This window comes from Nonomuraea sp. NPDC051191, from assembly GCF_044455665.1.
GTDB lineage: Bacteria > Actinomycetota > Actinomycetes > Streptosporangiales > Streptosporangiaceae > Nonomuraea.
This window is the reverse complement of sequence record NZ_JBITEZ010000025.1, coordinates 1-11,899: the sequence shown is the minus strand read 5'-3', so window position 1 is coordinate 11,899 and position 11,899 is coordinate 1. Positions and strand designations below refer to the sequence as shown.

Genomic DNA, 11,899 nt, shown 5'->3' with positions numbered 1-11,899 from the left:
CGGTAGATACGGGACCACGATGTCGCCCGGCACGAACCCGTTCACTGCATCTGGCCCCCGAGCCGGGGTGGACCTAGATACACCCCCGGCCCGCGCCAGGACCGGTCGCGGTTGGCCCTGGCCGGTCATCTCTGCCAAGATCGCCGTGATTCCCCCGCCTTGACCGAGGAGCCCTGTGGACAGGAGACGTTTTCTCACCCTGACCGGTGTCGCCGGACTGGCGGCCGCCACAGTGCCGGTCGCGGTGCCGGCCACGCCCGCCCTGGCGGCGGCCTACCCGTCCGCGGACGCGGGCCTGACCGCCGAGGCGCACGCCAAGCTGGCCGAGCTGGCTCCCTACGGCGTCACGGCGCTCGCCTTCACCCCGTCCGGCGGGTGGGTCATGGTCACGCAGGACGGGCGGTACTTCGCCCGCGGCATCCCCGACGCCTGCTTCACGGAGCTGGGGGCGCTGCTCAAGGCGGGCCGGAAGGTCAACGCCGTCGCCTTCCCCCCGGAGGGCGGCGACCGCTGGGTGATCACCACCGACAAGGGCGTGTCGGCGCGCGGCCTGCCCGCGGCCTGCCTCAGCCGGATCAAGGCGTTCTACACCGCCGGGCAGCAGGTCGTGGACGTGGCCTTCCCGCCCGCCGGCGGCGACCGCTGGGTGGTCGTCGCCGCGAACGCCTTCCAGGCCAACGGCGTCGACGACGAGTGCTACCAGATGATGCGCAACCTGACCCAGGGCGGCCGCCGGCTGACCCGCGTCGCCTTCCCGAAGGCGGGCGGCTGGGCCCTGGTCGCGCAGGACGAGTTCTACGCCCGCAGCATCCCCGACGCCTGCTTCAAGCAGATGAAGACCGTGGCCGGCGGCGGCTGGCAGCTGCACAACCTGGCCTTCGCGCCCGGCGGCGGATGGGCGCTGTGCTCCCGGGGCAAGGCGCCCGCGCTGCCCACCGACCGGGTGCGGCAGTTCGAGAACGCGGTCGGCGGCTCGACCGTCTGGCAGCGGATGAGCGCGTACAAGACGCCGGGCCTGGCGGTCGCGGTGGTCGTCGGCAACAAGATCGCCTGGTCTGCCGGCTACGGGCGGCTCGCGGCCGGCGGCGCCGCGGCCGCGCATCCGGAGAGCGCGTTCCAGGCCGCCTCCATCAGCAAGGCCGTGACCGCGGTGGGCGTGCTGCGGCTGCTCCAGGTCCGCAAGATCGCGCTGACCGCCGACGTCCGCCCGCATCTCGGCTGGACGCTGCCGGCCCGCTCCTGCGTCTCGCCGACGGCGGAGCCGACCGTCGAGCAGCTCCTGACGCACCGGGCCGGGATCGTCGGGCGCGGCTCCACCTCGCCCGCCGGGGCCTGCTCCGGCTTCGACTCCTCCGGCGGCGGCTTCGCCGGGTACGGCGCCTCCGCCACGGTCCCGTCGCTGCTCCAGGTCATGAACGGCGAGGGCAACTCCCCCAAGATCGAGCTGTCCACGGAACCGGGCGCCGAGTACCACTACTCCGGAGCCGGGTACGTGCTGCTGCAGCGCATGGTGGAGGAGCTGACCGGCACGTCGCTGGCCGACTACATGAGCCAGGAGGTGTTCGCCCCGCTGGGGATGGCGGGCAGCTCGTACGCGCTCTCCCCCGCCTTCGAGCTCGCCTCCGGCCACACCTCCACCGGGACGGTGATCCCGGGCGGCCACAACCGCTACCCCGAGTCGGCCGCCGCCGGCCTGTACACGAACGTGCTCGACCTGTGCCGCCTGATGTCGTACCTCAACCGGGCCTGGACCGCCACCGGCGACATCGCCGGCCCGCTCAGCCGCGCGTCCGTGCGTACGCTGCTCACCCAGGGCCCGCAGCCCGGGATGGGACGCGGGCTGTTCATCGCCGGCTCCGGCACCCAGAACTTCTCCTACACCCACGACGGCTCGAACTACGGCTTCAAGTCGGTCTTCAAGGGCTATCCGGAGCTGGGCGCGGGCTACGCCGTCCTGTCCAACGGCAACGACACGGCGCTGGTCAACGAGGTCGCCGCGGCCGTCAGGTCGGTCTACGGCTGGGCGTAGGGCCTTCCCCGCCCTGACCGGCGGCCGGTCGTCTGACCTGCGGAGTCGTGGGTAGGGGTCCTGACATGGACAACGAACGGGGAACGTCGGGGGCCGTCATCGTCGTGGGGGCCGGGATGGCAGGGCTGGCCTGCGCGGTGCGGCTGCACGAGGCGGGCGTGCCGGTACGGGTGCTGGAGGCGTCCGACGGGGTGGGCGGCCGGGTGCGCACCGACGTCGTGGACGGCTTCCGGCTGGACCGCGGCTTCCAGGTGTTCAACACCGCCTATCCCGAGGCCCGCCAGGTGCTCGACCTGGACGCGCTCGACCTGCGCCCGTTCGCCTCAGGCCTGATCGTCCAGGGGACGAGGGCGCGGGCCAGGGTGATGCTGCCGTGGCGGCACCCGCTGCACGCGCTGAGCGGGCTGCTGACCGGCCTCGGCACGCCGCGCGACGACGCCGTGCTCGCCGCGATCACGGCCCGCGACCTGGTCCTGCCGGCGTCCAGGCTGCGCGGCGGGCCGGACCGGCGTACCGACGACGAGCTGCGTGCCTGGGGCATGTCCGAGCGGATGATCGACTGCCTGATGCGTCCCTTCCTGGCCGGGGTGCTCCTGGAACGCGATCTGGAGACCTCCAGCCGGATCTTCCACCTGTTCTGGCGGTCGTTCGCGCGCGGGACCATCGCGCTGCCCGCCCTCGGCATGGGGCAGATCCCGCGCCAGCTCGCCCTCCGGCTGCCGCCGGGCGCCGTCACGTTCGGCGCGCGCGTCACCGAGGTCACCTCCGGCGGCGTGCGGCTCGCGGACGGCTCCACGGTCGGGGGCCGCGCGGTGGTGGTGGCCGCCGACCCGCCGGCCGCGGGCCGCCTGCTGAGGGAGATCGACACGCCGGAGATGCGTGCGGTGACCACCTTCTACCACGCCGCGCCCCGCTCCCCCATGCGCGAGCCGATCCAGGTCATCGACGCCACCGGGGCCGTCGCCGACACCCTGGTCCTCACGGACGCGGCCCCCGGGTACTCCGCCGACGGGCGGGCGCTGGTGTCCACGTCGGTCCTGGGGGTGGCCGACGACGAACGTCCGGTGCGCCGGCGCCTGACCGAGATCTACGGCGACACCTCCGGCTGGGAGCACGTGGCGACGTACCAGGTGCCCGCGGCGCTGCCGGCGATGCGGCCGCCGTACCCGCTGCGCAAGCCGGTACGGCTGCGCGCCGGGCTGTACGTGTGCGGCGACCACCGCGACACCGGCTCCCTCCAGGGGGCGCTGGTCTCCGGCCGGCGCGCGGCCGACGCCGTGCTCACCGACCTCGCGTCCCTGGATCTGTCGCTGGGCGCCGACCGTTTCACCGCCGTCGATCGCGCGACGCTCTAGCGGTCCGGGGTCACAGCTCGCGCAGTGCCAGCATGGCGTCCCGCTCGATGCGCGCGAGGTCGCGCAGGACGGCCCCGGCCTGCTCCAGGTACGCCGCGTCGCGCCCCTCCCCGGCCTTGGCGACCAGGGCGGACACGTCCGTCCACAGGGCGGCGGCCTCGGCGTACAGGCGGTGGCCGGCGCGCAGGCGGTCGTCGTCGACGAACGTGGCGCACTCGGCGAGGAAGTCCCGGTACAGGGCGCGGAACAGGCCGCCGCCGGTGCCGCCCTTCTCCATGAGGAGCGCGGCCTGCGGCAGGTCCCGCGCGGGCTCGCCGGCGCGGGACAGCCAGGTGGGCACCAGGCGGGCGGCCTTGTCGATGCCGCGGTGGCCCAGGTTGGCGATGGGCGCGGCGAGGAACGCCTCGGCGCACGTCCTGATCGCCGGGACGGCCCGCTCCCGCCAGGCGGGCGGGCCGTCCGGCAGGGCGAGGGTGAAGGAACGGTTCCTGGCGGTCATCGGGCCGCGTTCGGACCGCGCCGCCGCCAGGCTGTCCCGGCTCGTACGCACGGCGCCGCCCTGCTGCGCGGTGTCCACCAGGTACGCCTGCCGCTCGTCGTAGCCGTACATGGCGACGACGTGGCCGCCGAAGTGCACCTTCGTGCCGAAGTACTCCAGGTGGTGGCAGTCGAGCTGGAGGCCGACCGGCAGGCCGTCGTCGATGCGGGCGGCCACGTTCTCCCATGCCTTGCGGGCCGAGCCGGTCTCCTCCACGCGCAGGGTCAGCCCGAGCCTGCCGGCCAGGTTCCTGGTGAGCTCGAACGGCTTGACCCGGCCGCCCATGAACGGGAAGTCCATGCCCTTGGCGTCCCAGTAGACGAAGGACAGGCCCGAGCCGAGCCCGAACAGCATGGGCTCGGACAGGTCGAGCCCCTGGTGCCGCAGCAGCACTCCCAGTGCCGTCGTCTCGCAGTGCTCCAGGCCGCGAGCCTCGATGCCTTCCACGATGGTCATGCGTCGCTCTCCTCGGTGGCCGGGTCGATCAGCGTGCGCGGGGCCGCCGGCCGGTCCGTGCCCCGCGAGCAGCATGACGCCTCCCACGGGGGGAGAGTCCACCGTCCCGGCCGCGTGGCCCCGTCCTACGGCTGCGCCCGGTCCGTACGGCCGGCCGCGCGGGCGGTGAGGGCGCCGGTGGCGCAGACGGCCGCGAAGCCGAACAGCACGTACCGGGCGGAGTCGAGCATCGAGGCGCCGCCGAGGTTGACCAGGATCCCGGCGACCGCCGTGCCGAACGCGATCGACAGGCTGGTCACGGTGGCGATCGCCGCGGCGGCCCGCCCGCCCTCCTCCGGATCCCGCGTGCTGGTCATCACGGCCACGGACAGGTGCGGGTAGGCGAGGCCGATCCCAGCCCCGGCGGCGAACAGCACCGGCACCCAGACCAGCACCAGCCATCCCGGCGTGTCCGCACGCTGCACCAGCCCCTGGACGAGGAGTCCGGCCGCGAGCAGCATCGGGCCGAGCACCCGCAGCCGCCGCACGGCGCGCCGCCCGGTCACGGACGAGCTGCCGATCTGGGTCGTCGACCAGCCGAGCGAGACGGCCGCGGCGAAGAACCCGGCCACCAGCGGCGGCAGCCCGGCCAGCCGCTGCCCGAACAGCGGCAGGAACGACTCGACCGCGACCCCGAAGGTCAGCACCCCGATCGTCAGGTAGGCCCACTTCAGCGACGATCCCCGCCGGTACGTCGCCTCCGGGAAGACCCGGCGCCCGCTGCGCCGCTCATGGACGACGAACCCGCCCGCGAACAGCAGCGCCAGGGCGAGGACGGCGGCCTTGGCGGGCGTCCCGGCCACGACCGCCGCCACGCTGACCGCCCCGGCGGCCGCCGTCACCAGCACCAACGACGCCACCGGCACCGCACCCGGCGCCCCGCGCTCGCCGCGCTCCCCGCGCCCGTCGCGCGGCATGGCGCGGGGGACGATCGCGCCGCAGCCGACCCCGATCACCGCCATCGCCGCGAACGCCGGCCGCCACGCCCCGAACTGGGCGAACAGCCCGCCGAGCGCCGGGCCGGCGAAGTTGCCGACGCCGTACATCGCCGACATGAGGGCGGTGCCGCGCGTCCAGAGCCGGGACGGCAGCGCCGACCGGATGACGGCGAACCCGAGCCCCGACAGCAGCCCGGCGCCGAGCCCCTGGACCCCCCGGGACACCAGCAGCACCGCCATCGCCGGGCTCACCGCGCAGGCCAGCGAGCCCACGGTGAACGTGGCGAACCCGGCGAGGTAGGAGCCGACGTTCCCCCACGTCGACAGCGACCGGGCGGTGAGCATCGTCGCGATCACCATGGCGACCAGATAGACCGTCATGTTCCAGGCGTAGAAGCTCGCCCCGCCGAGCTCGGCCACCGCGGTCGGCAGCAGGCTCGCCGCCAGGTAGATGTTGATCGCCCCGGCGAGCACGCCCCCGGCCAGCACGACCGCGGCCCCCAGATGCTCCCGTCCCAGCAACTCCCCCCAGCCGGCGGCGACGTGCCCTGTCGGAGGGGCGGTGGCGGGCCGGCGGCCGCCGGGCTGTTCGTCGTGGTCAGCACTCATGACTTCAAGGCTGTCGTTGAACCGTTCCCGGAAGCTTTCGCCCGAGCGCCGCGGACGACGCTGGACGGGCGGGCGGGCAACCCTCAACCGCCGGGCGAACCCGTCGCGTCAGCTGTACGTGCGCATCGTCCTGCTGATCCACTCCGCGTACGCCGGCACGTTGGTGTACAGCCCAGGACCTTCCGCGCAGGACGGGCTCTTGGCGCCGGGGCCCGAGGTGACGCCGATGAGCTCCCACCGGTCTCCCCGGCCCCGGCGCAGCTGCGGGGAGCCGGAGTCGCCGTTGCACGCCATGGCCTTGGGCACCCGGCTGACCGTGCACAGCCGGGTGCCGCCCGCGAACCCGGGCCCGCACTCGGACTTCGCGCCCCTGCGCGTGTCCAGCTCGTTGAGCCGCGGGGACATCTTCCAGCGGGCCGGATCGTGCTCGGCCACGGTGACGCCGAAGCCGATGATCCGGGTCGGGGTGCCGGGCCGTCCCGGCTGCGCGGCGATCGGGACGGGCCGCTGGCCGACCGGGCGGTCCAGGCGGATCAGGGCGATGTCGTTCCTGTTGGGCGTGTGCTGGGAGTAGCGGGGGTGGAGCACGGCCTGGGCGATCCCGCGCACCTCTCCGCCGGACGTCCGCCGGTCGCTCCCGACGCGGACGGTCCCCTTCGGGATCGACCCGATCTCCATGTCCAGGCAGTGGGCCGCGGTCACCACCCACTGCGGGGCGATCAGCGCCGCTCCGCACACGCCGTCCGTGAGCCCCATGGCCGGGGCCGAGATCGGGATCGAGGCCATGAACGGGTACGCCTCCGTGGCCTTCGTCCCGTTGATGATCGCTCCGGCGCTGCCGGCGGTGGCGGCGAGACAGGCGGCGCCCGCCACGACGACGACAGCGGAACGGGTCACGACACGACGCAGGGATTTATTACCGAACAACGGATATATCCATTTCAGTGGGCGATTCGTATGAAATGACGCTATCTGCGAAGAATCCGGCCGGGTCAGTACGCCAGCACGCCAACCGGTGGTAGGGACAACCCCCCTGCGCGGCGCGGGGCTGTGGTTTTCCGCAGGGGGACTGGGCGGAGCACCGCATTCCGCCGTGGAGCCGATCTTCCTAACGTTGACCGCATGATGCAGACGATGATGAACGTGCTGGTGGCGGTGACGATGGCGGCGGGGAGCCAGGGCGCCGGAGTGGGCCCCGAGCTGGAGAGGATCGTGACGGGACAGGGCGCGACGGCCGCCCTGGCGCGGGTCACCGACGGCGGCCGCACCTGGTCGGGCTCGGCGGGCGTCCGCGACGTCGAGCGCGGCGGACGCCCCTCGCCCAACGGCTACTTCCGGATCGGCAGCGTGACCAAGACCTTCGTCGCCACGGTGGTGCTCCAGCTCGTGGACGAGGGCAAGCTGAAGCTGGACGACCCGATCGACGCCCACCTGCCCGGCCTGGTCCCCGGCGGCGGCCGGATCACGGTCCGCAGCCTCCTCGACCACACCAGCCACCTGTACGACTACATGAGCGAGCCCGGCTACTCCACCAACCGCTGGCGCGGCGAGGCCCGCTTCCGCTCCTACCGGCCGGCCGAGCTGCTCAAGGTGGCCTTCGCCAAGAAGCTCCCCGACGACGGCAAGTGGCACTACTCCAACACCAACTACGTGGTGCTCGGCCTGCTGGTGGAGAAGCTGACCGGCCGCCCGTACGGCGAGGAGGTCACCCGCCGGATCCTGCGCCCGCTGGGGCTGCGCCACACGCTGGTCCCCGGCGACCGGGCGGGGGTACCGTCCCCGCACGCCAAGGGGTACGAGCCGATGCCCGCCCTCGTGGACGCCACCCGCATGAACCCCTCGCTGGACTGGGCCGCGGGAGAGATGATCTCGACCGCCGCGGACCTGGAGTGGTTCATGTCCGCCCTGCTGGGCGGCAAGTTGACCAGCGCCGCGTCGCTGAAGGCCATGCGCACGACCGTCGAGACGGGCGCCGGGTTCGGCTACGGGCTCGGGCTCCAGGCGTACGCGCTGCCGTGCGGCACGGTGTGGGGGCACAGCGGGGAGCTGATCGGGTACCTGACGTTCGCGTTCCGCTCGGACTCGGGCAAGTCGCTGACCCTGTCGCTCAACCCCTCGACCAGGAACCCGTCCACGGCGGAGATCATGGGCATGGCCGTCAAGGTATTCTGCGGGACCGCGGGCTGAGATCAGGGCGGCCCCCGAGATCACGAGGAGGTTCCCTTGGCAGGTCCGACGGAGAGCGTGACCGGCGAGCCGCCGCTCCTGGGCTCCTTCCGGCTCCCGGACGGCTCCTGGGTCCGCGGCCGGGGCCTGCGCCACCCGCTGCCCGAGGGCCCGGCGCCCGGCTTCGGCCTCTACCTCGGGTCGGCGCGGCTGGCCCGCCGTCATGAGGACGGGCTGCGCTGGCCGCACGCGTGGATCGAGTGGCCCGACTTCCTGCTGCCCCGCGACCGGGACGCCGCCGTGGAGGCGATCCGCGACCTGCACCGGCGGGCGCGGGAGGGCACGGCGGTGGAGGTGGCGTGCGGGGGCGGCGTGGGCCGCACCGGCACGGTCGTCGCCTGCCTCGCCGTCCTGGCCGGCATCGATCCGGCCGACGCCGTCGCCTGGACGCGCGAGCACCACCACCCCCGGGCGGTGGAGACCCCGTGGCAGCGCCGCTTGATCCAGCGTTTCCCCCGGCCCGTCCGCCCGGAGCCGGGCGACCGGGGGCCCGCGCCGCGCCGCTGACCCGGCGGTCCGGGGCGCCGGGGCGCCGGGGATGGCCTCAGCGTCCCTTCGTCGGCGGGGAGTCCGTCAGGAGGCCCTCTTCGAGGACCAGGTCGAGCTGGAGTTCCCGGTATCCGGCGTCCTCGAACAGGACCGTCAGGCGGTCCTCGCCGCGCTGGATGACCTGGCCCGGCCCCCACGCGCGGTGTTCCACCCGGGCGTGCAGCGGGAAGGGGCCGGTCTCCTGGGGCGCCTGCCCGGCGGTCCCGGCGCGGCAGTTGTCGCAGTTGCCGCAGTTCTCGGCGAGCTCCTCGCCGAAGTAGCCGAGCAGGAAACGCCGGCGGCAGTCGGTGGTCTCGGCGTAGCGGCGCATCATCTCCAGGCGGCTGCGGTCGACGTCCCGGCGGCGCTCGGCCAGTTCCCTGGCGCGGCTCGCCGCCGCCCGCGGGTCGAGGCCGGGCACGGGATCGACCCTGCGGGTGCCGAGCCGTACCGCGCCCGCTCTCTCCAGCAGGTCCAGCAGGGCCGTCAGGCGGCGCGCCGACAGCCCGGCGCGTTCCGCCAGCGCCTTGCGTTCACTGCCGGGGCCGGACTCCGCGACCGCCTCGGCGACCCGCGCCAGCTTCTCCTCGTCGGGCACGCCGCCGGTGAAGAACCGCTGCACCCCCAGGTCCTCGGGCCGGTAGAAGAGCACGGCCGCGGCCGGCTCGCCGTCCCTGCCCGCCCGGCCGATCTCCTGGTAGTACGCGTCCGGCGAGCCGGGGATCTCGGCGTGCAGGACGAAACGTACGTCCGGTTTGTCGATGCCCATGCCGAAGGCGTTGGTCGCGACCACGACGTCCAGGTCACCGGCCATGAACCGGCCGTGCACCTCGTCCCGCTCGGCCCTGCGCAGGCCGGCGTGGTAGGCGGCGGCCCGGACGCCGGCCTCGGCCAGCAGCCCGCTCAGGCGGCCGGTCTGCCTGCGCGAGGTCGTGTAGACGATGCCGGGCTTCTGCGCCGCCACGACGGTCGCGACGATGTCGTCCGCCGGGTCGTCCAGCGCCCGGCGCACCTCCAGCGAGATGCCGGGCCGGTCGAACCCCTGGACGATCTCCACCGGCGCGCGCATGCCCAGCCGCTCGGCGATCTCCGCCCGTACCGGCGGCGCGGCGGTCGCCGTCAGGGCCGCGACGACCGGACGGCCGAGCGCGTCGGCCACCGAGCCGAGCCGCAGATAGTCGGGGCGGAAGTCGTGCCCCCAGGCCGAGACGCAGTGGGCCTCGTCCACCACCATGAGCGAAGGGGCGGCGGCGGCCAGCTCGCTCAGGACGTCGGGACGGGCGAGCTGCTCCGGCGCGCAGAACAGGAACTCCGTCTCCCCCGCCCGCAGCGCCTGGAACAGCTCCGACCGCTCGCTCGCGCGCGTCCCCGCGTTGAGACTGACGGCCTCCTCGTCGCGGTCGCGCAGGGCCTCGACCTGGTCGCGTTGCAGGGCGACGAGCGGCGAGACCACCAGGGTCGGGCCGCTCAGGAGCAGCGCCGGCACCTGGTAGACGGCCGACTTGCCGCTTCCGGTCGGCATCACCACCAGTGTGTCCCGGCCCTCGGCCAGGGCCGTCATCGCCCGTAGCTGGCCGGGCCGCAGGTCGGTCAGGCCGAGCGCCTTCCTGGCCACCCGCTCGCATTCCGCCGCTGTGTCGCGCATCCGGTCCTCTCCGGTCGGGGAGACCGTCCCTCCTGCCCCGCCATCGGCCTTCGCATGCGCGATCTCATGAACGGCGGGTCATCGGGGCGGGAGCCGGAGCTCGAAGACGACGCGGTCCACGCCGGGACCGTCGTGGTCCGGGACGGGCCCGGTGACGGTGAAGCCCGTCGTGGCGTGGAAGGCGACGGACGCGCTGTTGACCGGCGAGGTGATCGCCTTGACCCGGTCGCGCCCGTCGGCCGCCTGTCCAGCGGCGGCGGGCGGCGACCGCTGATGTCGGTTTCTGAGCGGCACGATCTCAACCTCCCGCCGAACGGCGACGATCACAGGTCCGACCTCACACCTTCTCCAGGCATACATCTCCGGCAGATGTCTGTCCACAGCCGGTCGCACCTCCGATGTCTCCGGAGGGCCGAGTTAGGAAAGTTTCCTAAACTTGGATCGTTCCAAGATCGATAATCTGTTGACGCGTGTGACTCCCTGTGGGAACACGATGAAAAGCCGCTCACCCCCCAGGAGCCACCCGATGAACCTGTGGAAGTCCCGGTTGTGCGTCCTCGCGCTGGTCGCGGGCATGCTGGCCGTACCCGCCGGCCCAGCCGACGCCGCCCCCACCCGGTACGAGGCCGAGAACGCGACGGTCTCGCAGGGGGCCGTCGAGTCCAACCACACCGGGTACTCCGGCAGCGGCTTCGTGAACGGCGACAACGTCGCCGGCGCCTACACCGAGTGGACCGTCGACGCGCCCGCCGCCGGGACCGCCACGCTGGCCCTGCGCTACGCCAACGGCACCAGCGCCGACCGGCCCAGCGACCTCGCGGTCAACGGCTCGGTGGTGGCCGCGTCCCGGGCGTTCGCCCCGACCGCGAACTGGGACACCTGGGCCACGGTCACCCTCGCCGCCCAGGTCAAGGCGGGGCCCAACACGATCAGGGCCACCGCCGCCACCGCCGGCGGCAACCCCAACTGGGACTACCTGGACGCCGACGTCCAGGTCAGCGGCTTCACCGACCACCAGGCCGAGACGGCCACGATCGTCCAGGGCGTGGTGGAGTCCAACCACGCCGGATACACCGGCTCCGGGTTCGTCAACTACGACAACGCGACAGGCTCGTACGTCGAGTTCCAGGTCAGCGCGGCGGCGACCGGCCCGCAGAGCCTGACCTTCCGCTACGCCAACGGCACCACGATCGACCGGCCGATGAGCATCTCCGTGAACGGCTCGGCGACCACCCGCTCCTTCCCCGGCACCGGCGCCTGGACCACCTGGAACGAGGTCACGCTCAACGCCACCCTGAACGCGGGCGCCAACACCGTACGGGCCACCGCGACCACCGCGAACGGCGGCCCCAACCTCGACCGGCTGCGCGTCAGCGGACCGGGCGACACCGAGAAGCCGAGCGCGCCCGGCCAACCGGTGTGCGGCGAGATCACCCACAACAGCCTGAAGCTCGACTGGCCGCCCGCCACCGACAACATCGGCGTCGCGGCCTACGACATCTACCAGCAGGGCCAGCTCATCGCCACCGCCCCCGC

The 11,899-nt window shown here is 73.6% G+C and carries 10 protein-coding genes; 5 read left to right on the top strand and 5 right to left on the bottom strand.

What is annotated here, in order from left to right; genetic code table 11:
• The first annotated feature begins 175 nt into the window (after positions 1 to 175).
• Complete coding sequence (locus ACIA8R_RS46995) at positions 176 to 2,029, top strand: serine hydrolase (protein ID WP_397044387.1); 1,854 nt, start codon at positions 176 to 178, stop codon at positions 2,027 to 2,029.
• A gap of 65 nt (positions 2,030 to 2,094) precedes the next feature.
• Positions 2,095 to 3,384, top strand: coding sequence for an NAD(P)/FAD-dependent oxidoreductase (locus tag ACIA8R_RS46990; protein WP_364096935.1), 1,290 nt, complete (start codon positions 2,095 to 2,097; stop codon positions 3,382 to 3,384).
• A 10-nt stretch (positions 3,385 to 3,394) separates the two neighbouring features.
• On the opposite strand, the gene ACIA8R_RS46985 is transcribed toward ACIA8R_RS46990, so the two are convergent.
• The 3 genes from ACIA8R_RS46985 to ACIA8R_RS46975 form a co-directional block, all read right to left on the bottom strand.
• A complete protein-coding gene (locus ACIA8R_RS46985; RefSeq protein ID WP_364096938.1) occupies positions 3,395 to 4,378 on the bottom strand; it encodes a BtrH N-terminal domain-containing protein in 984 nt (327 codons plus the stop codon).
• A gap of 125 nt (positions 4,379 to 4,503) precedes the next feature.
• Positions 4,504 to 5,964 (bottom strand): MFS transporter, encoded by a 1,461-nt coding sequence (locus tag ACIA8R_RS46980; protein WP_397044384.1) that lies wholly within the window; start codon positions 5,962 to 5,964, stop codon positions 4,504 to 4,506.
• 108 nt (positions 5,965 to 6,072) lie between these two features.
• Positions 6,073 to 6,861 (bottom strand): S1 family peptidase, encoded by a 789-nt coding sequence (locus ACIA8R_RS46975; protein ID WP_397044382.1) that lies wholly within the window; start codon positions 6,859 to 6,861, stop codon positions 6,073 to 6,075.
• Between the two features lie 225 nt (positions 6,862 to 7,086).
• Here ACIA8R_RS46975 and ACIA8R_RS46970 point away from each other — a divergent pair, with 225 nt between their 5' ends.
• Together ACIA8R_RS46970 and ACIA8R_RS46965 are read left to right on the top strand one after the other, a co-directional pair.
• Complete coding sequence (locus ACIA8R_RS46970) at positions 7,087 to 8,151, top strand: serine hydrolase domain-containing protein (RefSeq protein WP_397044380.1); 1,065 nt, start codon at positions 7,087 to 7,089, stop codon at positions 8,149 to 8,151.
• A 36-nt stretch (positions 8,152 to 8,187) separates the two neighbouring features.
• Positions 8,188 to 8,697, top strand: a complete 510-nt coding sequence (locus ACIA8R_RS46965; protein WP_397044378.1) for a protein-tyrosine phosphatase family protein — start codon at positions 8,188 to 8,190, stop codon at positions 8,695 to 8,697.
• Positions 8,698 to 8,734: 37 nt separating this feature from the next.
• Here ACIA8R_RS46965 and ACIA8R_RS46960 read toward each other — a convergent pair whose 3' ends face one another.
• A complete protein-coding gene (locus ACIA8R_RS46960; RefSeq protein ID WP_364096953.1) occupies positions 8,735 to 10,363 on the bottom strand; it encodes a RecQ family ATP-dependent DNA helicase in 1,629 nt (542 codons plus the stop codon).
• A gap of 78 nt (positions 10,364 to 10,441) precedes the next feature.
• A complete protein-coding gene (locus tag ACIA8R_RS46955) occupies positions 10,442 to 10,657 on the bottom strand; it encodes a hypothetical protein (protein ID WP_364096956.1) in 216 nt (71 codons plus the stop codon).
• A 232-nt stretch (positions 10,658 to 10,889) separates the two neighbouring features.
• Here ACIA8R_RS46955 and ACIA8R_RS46950 point away from each other — a divergent pair.
• Positions 10,890 to 11,899, top strand: a 1,010-nt coding sequence (locus ACIA8R_RS46950; protein WP_397044376.1) for a carbohydrate-binding protein, incomplete at its 3' end; no start/stop codon positions are given.